Origin of the sequence: Streptomyces sp. NBC_00029, from assembly GCF_045160505.1 — a bacterium.
In the GTDB taxonomy this organism is placed as follows: Bacteria; Actinomycetota; Actinomycetes; order Streptomycetales; family Streptomycetaceae; genus Streptomyces.
The window spans coordinates 2,407,621-2,422,412 of sequence record NZ_CP108292.1 but is presented as its reverse complement, the minus strand read 5'-3'; the positions used below and the strand labels follow the sequence as shown (position 1 = coordinate 2,422,412).

The following is a 14,792-nucleotide window of genomic DNA, read 5'->3' as shown; positions in this document are numbered from 1 at the left end:
ACACATGAGCATGAGACTGTCGCGCTTCGCTGCCCTGACCTCCTCCCTCTTACTCGCCGCGGGTGCCGCCCTGTTCGGAGCCGGCCAGGCCGCCGCCGCCCAGGCCGACTTCGGCTACGTCGCCCTCGGCGACTCGTACTCCTCCGGCGTCGGCGCCGGCAACTACGACGGCGGGAGCGGCAACTGCAAGCGCACCAGCCGCGCCTACCCGGCCCTGTGGGCCGCCGCCCATTCCCCCCAGACCTTCTCCTTCACCGCCTGCTCGGGCGCTCGTACGGGTGACGTCCTCGCCAATCAGCTCGCCCCGCTCAACTCCGGAACCGACCTCGTCAGCATCACCATCGGGGGCAACGACGCGGGCTTCTCCGACGTCATGACCACCTGTGTGCTCCAGTCCGAGTCCACCTGCGTCAGCCGCGTGAACCAGGCCAAGGCCTACGTGGACTCCACCCTCCCCGGCCGGCTCGACCAGGTCTACAACGCCATCGACAGCCGCTCGCCCGGCGCGCACGTCGTCGTCCTCGGCTATCCCCGCTTCTACAAGCTGAACGGCACCTGCACCGCCGGCCTCACCGAGGGCGAGCGGGCCGCCATCAACGGCGCCGCAGATTACCTGAACGCCGCCATCGCCAAACGCGCCGCCGACCACGGCTTCACCTACGCCTCGGTCGCCGGCGCCTTCACGGGCCACGAGATCTGCTCCGGCAGTGCGTGGCTGCACAGCGTCAACTGGCTGAACATCGGCGAGTCGTACCACCCGACCGCGGCCGGACAGTCCGGCGGCTACCTGCCGGTCTTCACGAACGCCGCCTGATCCGCCCGGCCCGACCGGCCCGACCCCTCGCTCCGGTCCGAGCCGTTCGTGCCGTCCATCCCGTCCGTTCCGTCCATCGCGTCCGTCCCGTCCGTTCCGTCCGCCCGGTCCGTCCGGTCCGGCTCTGCGGTCGCCGGGCCGGCCGGACTCGCCGGAGCACTCGGCGTCGGCGAGAGCGGTGACGGACTCGGTCCGGGGGAGGGGGCCCCGCTCGTCGGGGTCGCCTTCCGGCAGGTCACCGAGGTTGCCACCCACTGGGTGGCAACCTCTGCCGGCCCCCGCACCTCCAGCCGGACCGCGTCCTCGAAGACGGTGTCCGCCTCGTGCGTGAGCTCCGTGTGCTCCAGCCGCCGGCTCCTCGGCCCGCCCTCCTCGTACGTGACGGACTGCCAGCCGGGGCCGGAGGTCCGCCCGCTGCGCGTGGCCCAGCGGTACTCCAGCACGACCGGGGTGCGCTCCACCTCGACGGTGGCGGTGAAGGCGGGCGCGTGCTCGGCGGGCGGCGGGCAACTGCCCGTGTAGGAGGAGCGCACGGAGTCCACGTACACCGAGACGTGCTGCCCCGCGCCGCCCGTGCCCGAGGCGGATGCCGACACCGGGGCCGACGGAGCCGTCGAAGGAGTCGTGGTGACGGTCCGGGCGGTGGTCGCCGAGCCCGTCGGCGCGCCGCCGCTGCCACCGTTGTCACCGGTGGTCCCGCGGTCCTTGAGCAGCAGCCACCCCACCGCGACCAGGGCCAGCAGCATCAGCACGATCCCGATCGTCAGCACCAGCCCGGCGTTCCCGCCGCGCGCGGCCCCGGGCGGCGGTGTCCCGTACGGAGCCGGGTGCGCCGGCTGCGCACCGTACGGCTCGCGCGGCGTGTCCGTGCCCTGCCCGTGGTGCGCGACGACCGTCGGCGCGTCCGGCCCGGACGCAGGCCCCGACACCGGCCCGCCGGATGCCCGTACGTTCCCGCCCGCGCCCACCACCCGTAGCATCCGGGCCGCCTCCGCAGCGGGCAGCCGCTCGGCCGGGTCCTTGCGCAGCAGGCCGTCCAGTACCGGCTCCAGCGCCCCGGCCCGGCGCGGCGGCGGCGGTTCCGCGTCGACCACGGCCCGCAGGGTGTCCAGCGGGGTGGCCTGCCGGAACGGCGAGACCCCCTCGACCGCGGCGTAGAGCATGATCCCGAGCGACCACAGGTCCGAGGCGGGTCCCGGATCGCGACCCAACGCCCGCTCCGGCGCCAGGAATTCGGGGGAGCCGATCACCTCGCCCGTCATGGTGATCGCCGAGGAGCCCTCCAGGCTGGCGATGCCGAAGTCGCCCAGGACCACCCGGCCGTCGTTGGCGATCAGTACGTTCCCCGGCTTCACGTCCCGGTGCAGCACTCCCGAGTCGTGCGCGGCGCGCAGCGCGGCGAGCACCTGTTCCCCTACGTGGGCGGCCCGCTGAGGGGTCATCGGCCCCTCCGCCTCCAGTACGTCGGCCAGCGAGAGCCCGCGCACCAGCTCCATCACGATCCAGGGCCGCCCGCCCTCGGAGGCCACGTCGTAGACGGTGACGACGCCGCGGTGCGAGACCCTGGCCGCGGCCCAGGCCTCCCGCTCCAGCCGCCGGTACAGCCGCTCCAGTTCGGCGGGCTCGAGCCCCGCCGGCGCCCGCACCTCCTTGACGGCGACGTCGCGGGCGAGCACCTCGTCCCGGGCCCGCCACACGATGCCCATCCCGCCGCGGCCGATCGGTTCGAGCAGCCGGTAGCGGCCCGAGATGACACGATCGGAGTTCGATTGCTCACTCACGCGCGCCCCCGAGTGTGTTCCCGTGCGCCCGCGTGTCACCGGGCGATCACTCCAAGTTAGCGCAGTGTGGGCCAAGTGGCCCCTGTCGTGACGGGACTCGCGCAGTGGCCTTTCACAGCGTGACGTCTGTGCGGAGAGTAATCGCCGACTCCGCTGAGTAATCGTCAACTCCCCGTCGCCACAGGGGTAATTCACACCACCGGGATACCCGGGGGCGACGCGGGGGCGTTAGGGTTAACCTGCCCGGGCCGGGTGCCCTCGTACGGGTGGGGAGAGAACATGGAACAGATAGCAATGCGCAGCAGGCCGCCTCGCGTGCCTGCCATCACCTGCGGCAGCAGTGCGACCAGCTCGCGCCTCGACCGCCACCTCTCTGTGCTTGGCGGTCCTGCCGTCCCGCACCGGGAGGCCGCCGAGGCGACGCTGCTGATGCGCGAGCTCACCTCCCGCGACCACACGCACCGCCTGCGGAGCCGGAGCGCGCGCGTCTCGCTCTTCGCGCCGCTGCGCCGTCTGCGTCGCACGCTCTTCGGCAGCCGCCGCTCGTAACCGTCCCGTACCGCAGCCGTCGGCCCTCGGGTCAACGGCTCCCCGGCCCTACCCGATCACACCGTCCCGGCGCAGTTGCGAGATCTGTGCGTCCGCCATCCCCAGGGCGCGCAGCAGCGGATCGGTGTGCTCGCCCAGCGCGGGCACCGCACCCATGTGCGGTGCCGCGCCGCCCGGCAGCCCGATCGGCGGCAGCAGGGCCCGCAGCGGACCGGCCGGCGATTCCACCTCCCGCCAGCGGTCCCGGGCCGCGAGCTGCGGATGCCCGGCCAGCTGGGTCACGGAGTTCAGCCGCGCACAGGCGATACCCGCCGCCTCCAGCCGCCCGATCGCCTCGTCCGCACCGAACCGGACCAGTGCCTCGGCCACCACCGCGTCGGTCTTCTCCCGGTTCACGGTGCGCGCCGCGTTCGTCGCGTACGCCGGATCGTCCGCCAACTCCGGCTGTTCCAAGACCTGTTGTGCCAGCCGCCGCCATTCGCGGTCGTTCTGCACCGACAGCAGCACCCGGTCCCCGTCGGCCGTCGGATAGGCGTCGTAGGGCGCGATCACCGCGTGCGCGAGACCGGTGCGCACGGGCTGCTCCCCGCCGTGCATCGTGTGGTGCAGCGGGTGGCCCATCCACTCGGCGAGCGCGTCGAGCATGGAGACCTCCACCCTGCCCCCGCGCCCGGTGACCCCGCGGCGCAGCAGGGCGGCCAGGATTCCCGAGAAGGCGTACATGGCCGCGGCGATGTCGGCCGCCGGGATACCCGCCTTGACCGGCTGGTCCGGGGTGCCGGTCACCGACACCAGACCCGCCTCGCACTGCACGAGCATGTCGTAGGCGCGTTTGTGGGCGTACGGACCCTCGGCGCCGTAGCCGGAGACGTCCACGGCGACCAGCCGCGGGTAACGCGCGCACAGCGCGGCCGAGTCGAGTCCGAGCCGGGCGGCGGCTCCCTGTGCGAGGTTCTGCACGAAGACGTCGGCGCCGGCGAGCAGCCCGTGCAGGACCTCGCGGCCGCGCGGGTCCTTCAGGTCGAGCGCGATCGACTCCTTGCCGCGGTTGGCCCAGACGAAGTGCGAGGCGAGGCCGTGCGCGGCCGTGTCGTAGGCGCGGGCGAAGTCGCCGCCGTCGGGGCGCTCGACCTTGATCACCCTGGCGCCGAGGTCGGCGAGCTGGCGGGTGGCGAAGGGGGCCGAGACGGCCTGTTCGACGGCGACGACGGTGATGCCGTCCAGGGGGAGCGGTTCGGTAGCCATGGGCCCTGCCTACCGGGTCGGACGGGCTGCTGTCACTACCGGCCGCGCGCGAACCTGCGCGTGGCCAGCGGGACGAAGAGCGCGAGCAGCAGCCCCGACCACAGCAGCGCCCCGGCCACGGGATGCGCGGCGGGCCAGGCGGCGCCCGCCGCGGTCTCGCCCCCGGCGTTCCCGCACAGCTCGCGCACGGCCGTGGCGACGGCGCTGATCGGGTTCCACTCGGCGACCGTCCGCAGCCATCCGGGCAGTCCCGCGGTCGGCAGGTACGCGCTGGACAGCATCGGCAGGACGAAGGTGGCGCCGCCGAGCTGGCCGGCCGCCTCCTCGCTCCTGCTCAGCAGGCCCAGGTAGGTGCCCACCCATGCGGTGGCGAAGCGGAACAGCAGCAGTACGCCCAGGGCCCCCAGCGCGCCGGGCAGCCCGTTCTCGATGCGCCAGCCCATCGCCAGTCCCACCAGCATCAGCGGCACCATCGACACGCCGGTGGTCAGCAGATCGGCGGCCGTCTGCCCGAGCGGTACGGCGGTGCGGCTCATCGGCAGCGTACGGAAACGGTCCATCACCCCGCGGTGGGCGTCCTGCGCGGCCGTGAACAGGCCGGTCATCAGACCGTTCGCGGCGGTGGCGGCCAGCAGCCCGGGGACCAGGAACTCCCGGTACTCGGCGCCCGGCATGGCGAGCGCGCTGCCGAAGACGTAGCCGAAGAACAGCAGCATGGTGATCGGCATGGTCTGGGTGAGGATCAGCAGCGCCGGGGCGTGCCGGGCCTTCTGCAGCTGGCGGGTGAGGACGGCTCCGCCGTCGGACATCAGGGTGCTCATGCTGCTCATGCGGCGTACTCCTCGGCGGCGGGAGGGGACTGGGGGGCCCGGGGGACCTGGGTGAGGCGCAGGAACACCTCGTCCAGGGTGGGCGGGCGCAGGCTCGCGTCCGTGACCGGTACTCCGGCCGTGTCGAGTTCCCGGATGATCCGCGGCAGGGTGAGCCCTCCGTCCGGGACGGTGACGCCGACGGTCAGCCGCGCTTCGTCGAGCACCGGCAGGCGGCCGGTGAGCTGGTCCAGTACGGCGGCGGCGCGCGCGAGGGCCCCGTGCGCGGGGACGGTGACCTCGGCGTGCGCGCCGATCCGGGCCTTGAGGGCGGCCGGGGTGCCGGTGGCGGCGACCCGTCCGCCGTCGACCACCACGATCTCGTCGGCGATCCGGTCGGCCTCCTCCAGGTACTGGGTGGTGAGCAGCACCGTGGTGCCGTCCTCGGCGAGTGCCCGGACCGTCGTCCAGATCTGCTCGCGGGCCGCCGGGTCCAGGCCGGTGGTGGGCTCGTCGAGGAACAGCACCCGGGGGCACGTGATCAGCCCGGCGGCCAGGTCCAGGCGCCGCCGCATGCCGCCGGACCAGGTGGAGCTCACCCGGTCGGCGGCCCCGGTGAGCCCGAAGCGCTCCAGCAGTTCGTCCGCGCGGGCCCGGCCGGCGGGGCCGCGCAGCCCGGCCAGCCGGGCGAAGAGCCGGAGGTTCTCCCGGCCGGTCAGGTCCCCGTCGACGGAGGCGTACTGGCCGGTGACACCGATGGCGCGGCGCACGGCCGCGGGATCCCGGGTCACGTCGTGACCGGCGACGAGGGCGCGGCCGGCGGTGGGTGCGGTGAGCGTGGTGAGGACCCGCACGGCGGTGGTCTTGCCCGCTCCGTTGGGGCCGAGGAGGCCGCAGACCGTGCCCTCGGGGACGGCGAGGTCGAGGCCGCGCAGGGCGTGGACCTTTCCGTAGGTCTTCTCCAGCCCCTCACTAAGTACAGCGTACGTAGTAGTCATGCGCGCCACCGTACCTCACTGCGTACGCCGTACGTAACTAAGATGGTGGCGAGACGACGAGGTGATCTGAGCCATGACAGCCGGCGGGCGACCCGCTGAACCCGAAGTGATCTGGTCCCGCCCCCAGCGGGCCGGCCGCGGACCGAGGCCCGCGCACAGCCGCGAGTCGATCGCGTCCGAGGCGGTGCGGATTGCCGACGAGGAGGGGATCGACGCCGTCTCCATGCGTCGCGTGGCCGCCGGGATCGGCGCGGGCACGATGTCCCTCTACAACTACGTGCCGCGCAAGGAGGACCTGTACGAGCTGATGGTCGACGCGGTCAGCGGGGAGTACGAGCTCCCGCCCCCGACCGGCGACTGGCGGGCCGACCTGCTCGCGCTGGCCCGCCGGACGCGGGCGCTGATGCACCGCCACCCGTGGCTGCCGCGCCTGCTCAGCCCGGTCTACGGCTTCGGTCCCAACGCCCTGCGCTACCTGGAGTACTGCATGGACTGCCTGGCTCCGCTCGATGTGCCGGACGCCGAGAAGCTGGAGCTCGTCGCCGCCGTCAACGGCAGCGTGGCGACCTACGTGGCGGGCGAGCTGGCGCTGGCCGAACGGGCTCGGTCGCTGCCCTGGAGCGAGGCCGAGGAGCAGCGGGTACGGACGGCATGGCTCGGCTCCCGCCTGGCCACCGGGGAGTACCCGCGACTGGCCGCGGCCCTCTCCGGCGGCGGCCCGGTCCCGGGCGCCGGACTCGACATGGCCGAGGTCTTCGACCGCTCGATGGTCCGGCTGCTGGGGGCCTGGGGGGTCCGGGACGAGCAGGGGGAGCAGGGGGGATGAGGTCCCGGCGGGCGTAGGCCCGCTCCCCGTCCCGTCTGCTCAGAGGAGCGCGAACTGCCCGCCCGGGCCCTCCTCCTGGTGGTCCAGCACCGAGGCCGGGCGGCGGGCCCAGGCCGGTGGCGGCAGCACCCCGACCGCGCGCAGCTCCTCGGCCGTCAGCGCCGGCCCGGGCTCGAACGCGGCTCGCTCCGGCGCCAGTTCGGCCAGCAGCGCCAGCGTGGTCACCAGGGCCAGGAGCTCCGAGGTCCAGCTCTGCGGCCACTCCGCGGGCCCGAGCGCCGCCAGGCCGTCGGCTTCCGGGCCGCGGTGCGCGCTGCGGGCGGCGAACCAGGCCGGAAGCACCCGCACGCCCTGGGCCTCGTACTCCCAGGCCCCGGCCGGCACGGGGGACACGGTCCCGCTCCCGAGGCTCAGCGTCTCGCCCTCGGCGTCGTACGCGAGCTCGCGCGGCCAGCCCGTGACCGCCGAGCGGACGTACGGGCGCCGGCCGCCGGGCAGGCGGGGCGCCTCACCGCCGCGGGCACCCCGCAGCTGCACGGTCAGCACCCGGTGCCCCAGCTCCAGCCCGGCCCGCCACCGCGCGGGCTCGGCGGCGAGCGGGACCTCGTACCCGCGCGGGCCCGGGCGGCCCGCCGCGAGGACCCAGCACAGGACGTCCTCGGGGGTGACCCAGCCGCCGTGGCGCGCGCCCAGCAGGGGAAGCAGGCCGGGGGCGAGGTTCGGCTCGGTGCCGCCGGGGCGCCGGTGCAGGGGCCGGATCCGGCCGAGGCGGCCGGCCGGGAGGTGCGCGGTGACCAGCGGATCCGGGGTCAGGGCGAGGAACAGCTGGTGCTCGTCCCGGACCCGCCAGAGCTCGGGGCGGGCGACGTCGATGAGCCGCTGGTCGGGCAGCAGCCACTGCTCGTCGAAGGGCTCGCGGAGCACCCGTACGGGGTCGGGGCAGGGGCCGGGGGCGTCGGCGAAGCGCGCCGTGGCCGCCGAGCGCTGCCCGGGCAGGGCGGCCGCCCCGGCGTCGGGCCTGCGGCTGCGGCTCGGGCGGAACAGGCGCTCCCGCTCGGCCCCTTCGGAGCCGGTCAGGGCCGCCCAGCGGGCGCGCAGGGACGCCGGATCGGGTGCGGACACCCAGTCCCGGCCCAGGCGCAGGCCGCCCACGGCCCAGGGCATCAGATCCTCAAGCAGCGGTACGTCTTCGCTCACGCCGCCGATGGTAGCGACGGGATCCGATGGCCGGGCTGCGTCCAGGCCGAAGAGCTACGCTCCTTATGTACGCATACGTACGGTATCGACCGAGGAGGCTCAGGAGGCGGTCATGAGCCAGTACGACGAATACACGACCCCGTCGCAGGCCGAGGGCGAGCGCCTCGACGAGGACATGGACGAGGCCCAGCGCAAGCAGCAGCAACACCCCCACACGATGCGCACCACGCCGTCGCAGGCGGAGGGCGAGCGCACCAGGGAGGACGACGAGAAGTAGCCGGGCGGTGCAGCACGGCGTCGGACACGTGGGCCGTCGGTGAGCGCGGATCGGTGCGCGCGCGGGAGCGTGCGTGGATCGGTGCGCGCGGATCGGTGCGCGCGGGGGAGCGTGCGCGGGTCGGTGCGCGCGGGTCAGTGCGCGTCGACCGTCACCGTGAAGGAGAACCTGTCGCCGCGGTAGCGGATCCGGGCCACGTCCACCACCCGGCCGTCCTCGTCGTACGTGACGCCGGTGTAGTGCAGGATCGGGCTCAGCAGCGGGACCTGGAGCAGCTCGGCCGTCTCCGGGTCCGCGAGCCGCGCCTCCACCGTGTCCGTGATCCGGCTGATGCGGACGCCGACGATGTCCCGCAGGACCTTCGTCATCGGCCAGCGCTCGAGATCGGCGAGGTCCACGGCCTCGGCGAACTCCGGCAGGACCGCGTTCTCCGCCCAGTTCGTCGGCTCGCCGCTCTCCCGGTCGTGGCGCAGGCGGCGGTACGTGACCACCTCGGGCGTGCCCGGGAAGTGCTCCAGCAGCTCCCCGGCCACAGCCGTCCGGCCGTGGCCGAGGATCGTCGTGCGATCGCCCGACTGCTGGGCCACGATCGCGTCGACCGAGCCCAGCAGCCGGACCGGGGCGCTGCGCACCGCACCCGGCTCGATGAAGGTGCCGCGCCTCCGGTGCCGGCTGATCAGGCCCTCGCCCTCCAGCTCCTTGAGCGCCTGGCGCATGGTCAGCACGCTCACCCCGTAGTGCTCGGCGAGCTGCTCCTCGGTGGGCAGGCGCAGCGACGCGTCGGGGGTGCGCCCCAGTATCGAGGCGCGCAGTGACTGCGACACCTGGTACCAGAGCGGCAGCTTCCGGTTCAGTACCAGCGAGTCGGGGGCGAAGGCGGTCACGGCTGGATCTCCGAACGGCTGGACAGGGGGGACGTGCGGCGCATGCAGGGTATGCAGTGCAGGTCAGGCGCGGAAGTGGCGCTGCAGACCCTGCCACACGTCGTCGTAGCCGCGCTGGAGGTGATCCGCGCCGGCCGCCTGCGCGGTGGCGGTGATCGGCCAGCGGGTCTCGAACATGAAGGCCAGGCCGTCGTCGATCTTCTGCGGCTTCAGCTCGGCGGCGCTCGCCCGGTCGAAGGTCTCGTGGTCGGGACCGTGTGCGGACATCATGTTGTGCAGCGAGCCGCCGCCGGGGACGAAGCCCTCGGCCTTGGCGTCGTAGGCACCCTCGATGAGACCCATGTACTCGCTCATCACGTTGCGGTGGAAGTACGGCGGGCGGAAGGTGTCCTCGCCGACCAGCCAGCGCGGGGCGAAGACCACGAAGTCGACGCCCGCCAGGCCCGGGGTGTCGGAGGGCGAGGTCAGGACCGTGAAGATCGACGGGTCGGGGTGGTCGTAGCTGATCGAGCCCAGGACGTTGAAGCGGCGCATGTCGTAGACGTACGGGACGTTGCTGCCGTGCCAGGCGACGACGTCGAGCGGGGAGTGGTCGTAGGTCGCCGACCAGAGGTTGCCGCAGAACTTGTTGATCACCTCGGTCGGGCGCTCGACGTCCTCGTACGCGGCCACGGGGGCCTGGAAGTCCCGCGCGGCGGCGAGGCCGTTGGCGCCGATCGGGCCCAGGTTCGGCAGCTCGAAGGGCTGGCCGTAGTTCTCGCAGACATAGCCGCGGGCGTCGGCGTCCAGCAGCTCGACGCGGAAGCGGACGCCGCGGGGGATGAGGGCCATGTCGCCCGGGCGGGCGGCGAGCAGACCCAGCTCGGTGCGCAGGAGCAGCCCGCCGCGCTCGGGGACGATCAGCAGCTCGCCGTCGGAGTCGCTGAACACCCGGTCGGTCATGTCGGCGTTGGCGGCGTAGAGGTGGATGGCCATGCCGGCGCGCTGGGCGGCGTCGCCGTTGCCGCCGAGGGTCCACAGGCCGGAGAGGAAATCGGTGCCGGGAGCCGGGGCGGGCAGCGGGTTCCAGCGGAGCCGGTTGGGGTCCGGGACGGCCTCGGTGAAGGGCGCGGAGCGCAGGGCCCCGTTGTCGACCCGGGTGAAGGGCGGGTGGGCGGCCGAGGGGCGGATCCGGTAGAGCCACGAGCGGCGGTTGTGGGTGCGGGGCTCGGTGAAGGCGCTGCCGCTGAGCTGCTCGGCGTAGAGGCCCAGGGGGGCGCGCTGCGGCGAGTTCCGGCCGATCGGCAGCGCGCCGGGGACGGCCTCCGAGCTGTGCTCGTTGCCGAAGCCGGTGAGGTACTCCAGTGCCTCTGCCGTCTTCCTGGCCTGCTCGCTCATGTGCTGCTCCCGCTCCGTCGAAGGAATCCTATGGTCGACAGTAGGATTCCGCGGCCCGCACGTCAACGGTGAACCGGGGGCAGGCCGGGCCGACGGGCCGCGGAAGGGCGGCGGGCGGGTGGCGGACGAGCGACAGATGGGCGCCGGACGGGCGGCAGGTGAGCGGCAGGTGATCGGCAGGTGGGTGCCGGACGGGCGGCAGGTGAGCGGCAGGTGATCGGCAGGTGGGTGCCGGATGGGTGCCTGATGGGTGCCGGATGGGCGGGAAAGTCGGGAAAGGCCGGGCGGTGAGAGCGGGCACGCCGACGGGCGGGAATACGGATTCGGTCGAGGGGGATCCCAAAAGATGAACATTGCTCTACTCTCACGCGCATGTCGTGGACCCGCAGGTTCCCTGCCGTGCCGGCGGCGCTCCTCGCCGCCCTCCTCGCCCTCCTGTCACTCCTCGTCGCCGCGCCCGCCGCGAGCGCGCACGAGGAGCGCCCGATCACCCTTCCCGACGGCTCCGGATCGGTACCCGAGTACCGCACGGCGGAGCCCGACCTGATCGTCTGCAAGACCGACCGGCCCGCCTTCGAGCGCCGGATATCCGCCTTCCCCGAAGAGCTCAGGCAGCGCAACCTCGCCCTCTACGAGCGGTGCGAGAAGAGCGGCTACCGGCACCTGCAGGAGGCCGTCGACGCCGTCGACCGGCCCGGCATGAACATCGCGATCCTCCCCGGCCTCTACGAGGAGGAGCCCTCGCTGCCCAAGCCGACGGGGGAGTGCGCGGCGCTCAAGGCCCCCGAGTCCTCGCTCGGCTACCAGATCCTGTCCTACGAGCAGCAGGTGCAGTGCCGGCACAACCAGAACCTCGTCGCGATCCTCGGCAAGACGAACCTGCAGATCGAGGGCACGGGCGCGTCCCGCCTCGACGTGGTCGTCGACGCCAAGTACCAGAAGCTGAACGCCATCCGCGCCGACAAGTCCAACGGCATCTACTTCCGCAACTTCACCGCCCAGCGCACCACCTTCAACTCGCTGTACGTGCTCGCGGGCGACGGTTTCGTCATCGACGACGTGCTGACCCGCTGGAACGACGAGTACGGCTTCCTGACCTTCGCCAGCGACCACGGGCTCTACAAGAACTGCGAGTCGTACGGGAACGGCGACTCCGGCATCTATCCGGGCAGCGCCTCGAACATCAACGACGGCCGCGGCTACGAGGTCCCCCGCTACTCCATCGAGATCACCGGCTGCCGCAGCCACCACAACATGGTCGGGTACTCCGGCACCGCGGGCGACTCGGTGTGGGTGCACGACAACGAGTTCGACCAGAACATGGGCGGCGCCTCGATGGACAGCGCCTTCCCCGGACACCCCGGACTCCCGCAGAACCACGCCAAGTTCGAGCGGAACCTGATCCACGACAACAACCAGGACTACTACCGCCACGTCGCCGACGGCACCTGCGCCAAGCCGCCGATCGAGCGCGGCTACGAACGCGGCGTCGTCTGCCCGCAGATCTCCATGCCGCCGGGCACCGGAATCATCACCGCGGGCGGCAACTGGAACCTCTACGAGGGCAACTGGGTGTACGGCCACCAGCGCGCGGGCTTCTTCCTCAGCGCGGTGCCCGCCTTCATCCGCGGCGAAGAGGCGTGGTCGAAGCAGACGGACACCTCCCACCACAACCGCTACGCCGGAAACGTCATGGGCAAGGACAAGTCCGGTGCCGCCCGCCCCAACGGCATGGACGTGTGGTGGGACGGCCAGGGGCGCGGCAACTGCTGGCAGGACGGACCCGACGGCTCCACCCCGGGCACGGTCCCGCAGTGCGGTGAGCGCCGCGGCGCCGTCTCCGGGGCGTCCGCCCGCCTGGTCGGTGAACCGGTCAAGCTGGTCCAGCTCCTCGTCTGCGCCGACTACAACGTCCAGGCGCGCAAACTCCCGGCCGGCTGCGACTGGTACGGCTCGCGCGGCCTGGAGCGGGTGGAGACCCAGCTCGCGCTCGCCGTGGCGGCGGTACTGCTCCTGGTCGGCGGAGTCCTGTGGTGGCGCCGCCTGCGCGGCTCCCGTCTGGGCACGGCCGCCACCCTTGCCGGGCTCGCGGGCCTGGCCCTGGACGTGGCCGGCTCCACCATGCCCCTGACCGCCACCTTCGTCCCGGCGCTCGCCCTCCTCCTGCTCGGCCTGTGGTGGACCGGCGCCGGCCTGGTCCTGCGCGCCGACCGCCCCTGGCTGGCCCGCCTGACACTGCTGCTGGCCGGGCTCACCCTGCTGGACGCCTTCGACAAGGCCGTCCTGATGATCCCCTGGACCCCCCTGAGCCCCGCCTGGGTACGGGCCCTGGTCGCCGTGGTCTGGGTCCTGTGGGCGGTGGTGGCCTCGGCCCGCCCCGGCACCCCGGCCCGCCCGGCCGGCCCGGGCGAGGACCCCGCGGGCGACCGCGCCCCGGTCCCGGCAGGCCCCGCCCCGACCCTGCGCGCGGCGGCCCCCGAGCCCCCGGCGGCCCAGGACCCCACGCCGTGACCCCGGCCCAGGCCCGCCCCGGCCCGAGGAGGCCAGCCGTGACCCCAAGGCCCGACGACGACCGACCGGCCGACGACGACCGGCTCGCCGATGACAACCGGCCCTGCTTCGCCAACCGGCCCTGCTTCGCCAACCGGCCCGGAGAGGACGACCTGTCCCACGAGGGCAGTCGGTCCTACGAGAGCGACCGGTCCTACGAGGACAGCCGGTGCGACGCTTGCGGTACGCCGCCCCGCGCGGCCCGCAGGCTCGGCCGGACCGCCCGCGCCGCGGCCCTCCTCGCCCTCGCCCTGCTCCTGGCGGGCGGGGCGGTGACGGGCTGCGGCGGGCGGGCCACCACCCACCACAAGCCCGGCACCAGCCACGAGCAGGCCTCGGGTGACGTGGGCACCCTGCTCACCGCGACCGACGCCGTCGGCCACCGGCTCCGCGAGGTCCCGGCCCAGGGCGCGCCGGAGGTCCAGCTGACCGTCCGCCCCGACTCCGAGGACGGCTGGAACCTCCAACTGGGGGTGAAGAACTACCGCTTCACCCCCGACAGCACCGGCGGCGCCGCCCTTCCGGGCGCGGGCCACGCCCACTTGGAGCTCGACGGACGGAAGCTGGCCCGGCTGTACGGCCCCTGGTTCCACCTGCCCGCGGCGCAGGTACCCGAGGGCGCGCACACCCTGACTGTCCGTCTCTACGCGGACGACCACACCGCCTGGGCGGTCTCCGGCAAGCCGGTCGAGGGCACGGCCCAGCTCACCGCTTCCGCCGCCGGCCAGCCCGGCGGACACGGCCACGGTGGTGCACCGAGCCAGAGCGCGGCACCGGAGCAGGCCGACCGGACGATCACCATCACCGTCCGGGACGGCAAGGTCAGCCCTGCCCCCGCCCGCACCGAGCTGCGGCGCGGAGAGCGTGTGGCCCTGCGCGTCACCAGCGACCGCGCGGACACGCTGCACGTTCACGGCTACGACAAGGAACTCGCCCTGCCGGCAGGCCAGGAGGCCACCCTGATCCTGACGGCCGACCGCACGGGCCTCTTCGAGGTCGAGACCCACGAGTCCAGCCTCGTCCTGACCCAACTCCTCGTCCGATGACCCGCCCCAGCCCCACCCCCGCTCCGGCATACCGGCCTGCCCCCGTCCCGGCACATCGGCCTGAACGGGAGCCCGTGCCCCGGCCCGTGCCCGGGTCTGCGTCCCGGCCTGCGCACGAACCCGTGCCCCGGCCTGTGTCCGGGTCCGCGTCGAGGCCTGCCCGCGAGCCCGCGCCCCGGCCGGGGCACGGGTCAGGTCCCGGCTCCGCATGCGGGCCTGTGCCCGCACCCGGGTCTGTGCCCGCACCCGCGCCCGCGCCCGAGTCGGGGCCCGTGGTCCGGCCTGTGCGCCGACCCGCGCCCGGTTCCGCGCAGCGTCCCGTACCCGTATCCGTACCCGTACCCGTACCCGTACCCGGGCCCGCGCCCCGGCCCGGTCTCCCGGTGGCGGCGGTCCCGCGCGTCGCCCCGGCCCGGCCGCCCGGACTCGGGCCCGAGTC

The 14,792-nt window shown here is 73.8% G+C and carries 13 protein-coding genes; 6 read left to right on the top strand and 7 right to left on the bottom strand.

Features of this window, described 5'->3' with window-relative positions; translation table 11 throughout:
- The first annotated feature begins 10 nt into the window (after positions 1-10).
- A complete protein-coding gene (locus OG753_RS11680) occupies positions 11-814 on the top strand; it encodes an SGNH/GDSL hydrolase family protein (protein ID WP_327266704.1) in 804 nt (267 codons plus the stop codon).
- Here the strand turns inward: OG753_RS11680 and OG753_RS11675 are convergent.
- Positions 784-2,595: a protein kinase domain-containing protein gene (locus tag OG753_RS11675; RefSeq protein WP_405788338.1), complete on the bottom strand. Its 1,812-nt coding sequence runs from the start codon at positions 2,593-2,595 to the stop codon at positions 784-786. The genes OG753_RS11680 and OG753_RS11675 overlap by 31 nt on opposite strands.
- A 279-nt stretch (positions 2,596-2,874) precedes the next feature.
- On the opposite strand from OG753_RS11675, the gene OG753_RS11670 reads away from it, so the two are divergent.
- Positions 2,875-3,144 (top strand): hypothetical protein, encoded by a 270-nt coding sequence (locus tag OG753_RS11670; protein WP_327261746.1) that lies wholly within the window; start codon positions 2,875-2,877, stop codon positions 3,142-3,144.
- A gap of 48 nt (positions 3,145-3,192) precedes the next feature.
- On the opposite strand, the gene OG753_RS11665 is transcribed toward OG753_RS11670, so the two are convergent.
- From OG753_RS11665 to OG753_RS11655, 3 genes are read right to left on the bottom strand one after another with little or no spacing between them, the layout of a single operon-like run.
- Positions 3,193-4,389 carry a CaiB/BaiF CoA transferase family protein gene (locus OG753_RS11665; RefSeq protein WP_405788337.1) on the bottom strand — a complete coding sequence of 399 codons (1,197 nt, stop codon included), beginning with the start codon at positions 4,387-4,389 and terminating at the stop codon, positions 3,193-3,195.
- 35 nt (positions 4,390-4,424) lie between these two features.
- Positions 4,425-5,210: an ABC transporter permease gene (locus OG753_RS11660; protein WP_405792613.1), complete on the bottom strand. Its 786-nt coding sequence runs from the start codon at positions 5,208-5,210 to the stop codon at positions 4,425-4,427.
- A gap of 5 nt (positions 5,211-5,215) precedes the next feature.
- Entirely contained in the window at positions 5,216-6,196 is a 981-nt protein-coding gene (locus OG753_RS11655; RefSeq protein WP_405788336.1) for an ATP-binding cassette domain-containing protein, read from the bottom strand.
- Between the two features lie 73 nt (positions 6,197-6,269).
- Between OG753_RS11655 and OG753_RS11650 the strand changes: the two genes are divergently transcribed.
- Positions 6,270-7,022, top strand: coding sequence for a TetR/AcrR family transcriptional regulator (locus tag OG753_RS11650; protein WP_327261742.1), 753 nt, complete (start codon positions 6,270-6,272; stop codon positions 7,020-7,022).
- 39 nt (positions 7,023-7,061) lie between these two features.
- On the opposite strand, the gene OG753_RS11645 is transcribed toward OG753_RS11650, so the two are convergent.
- Complete coding sequence (locus OG753_RS11645) at positions 7,062-8,186, bottom strand: type ISP restriction/modification enzyme (RefSeq protein ID WP_327266703.1); 1,125 nt, start codon at positions 8,184-8,186, stop codon at positions 7,062-7,064.
- 145 nt (positions 8,187-8,331) lie between these two features.
- Here OG753_RS11645 and OG753_RS11640 point away from each other — a divergent pair, with 145 nt between their 5' ends.
- Entirely contained in the window at positions 8,332-8,496 is a 165-nt protein-coding gene (locus tag OG753_RS11640) for a hypothetical protein (RefSeq protein ID WP_383193412.1), read from the top strand.
- A 134-nt stretch (positions 8,497-8,630) separates the two neighbouring features.
- Here the strand turns inward: OG753_RS11640 and OG753_RS11635 are convergent, their stop codons facing one another.
- Positions 8,631-9,380: a GntR family transcriptional regulator gene (locus OG753_RS11635; protein WP_405788334.1), complete on the bottom strand. Its 750-nt coding sequence runs from the start codon at positions 9,378-9,380 to the stop codon at positions 8,631-8,633.
- Positions 9,381-9,443: 63 nt separating this feature from the next.
- Positions 9,444-10,757 carry a homogentisate 1,2-dioxygenase gene (hmgA, locus tag OG753_RS11630; RefSeq protein WP_405788332.1) on the bottom strand — a complete coding sequence of 438 codons (1,314 nt, stop codon included), beginning with the start codon at positions 10,755-10,757 and terminating at the stop codon, positions 9,444-9,446.
- 372 nt (positions 10,758-11,129) lie between these two features.
- Here hmgA and OG753_RS11625 point away from each other — a divergent pair, with 372 nt between their 5' ends.
- Positions 11,130-13,268, top strand: coding sequence for a right-handed parallel beta-helix repeat-containing protein (locus OG753_RS11625; protein ID WP_405788330.1), 2,139 nt, complete (start codon positions 11,130-11,132; stop codon positions 13,266-13,268).
- A 38-nt stretch (positions 13,269-13,306) separates the two neighbouring features.
- Positions 13,307-14,353, top strand: a complete 1,047-nt coding sequence (locus OG753_RS11620; RefSeq protein WP_405788329.1) for a hypothetical protein — start codon at positions 13,307-13,309, stop codon at positions 14,351-14,353.
- Positions 14,354-14,792: the final 439 nt, after the last annotated feature.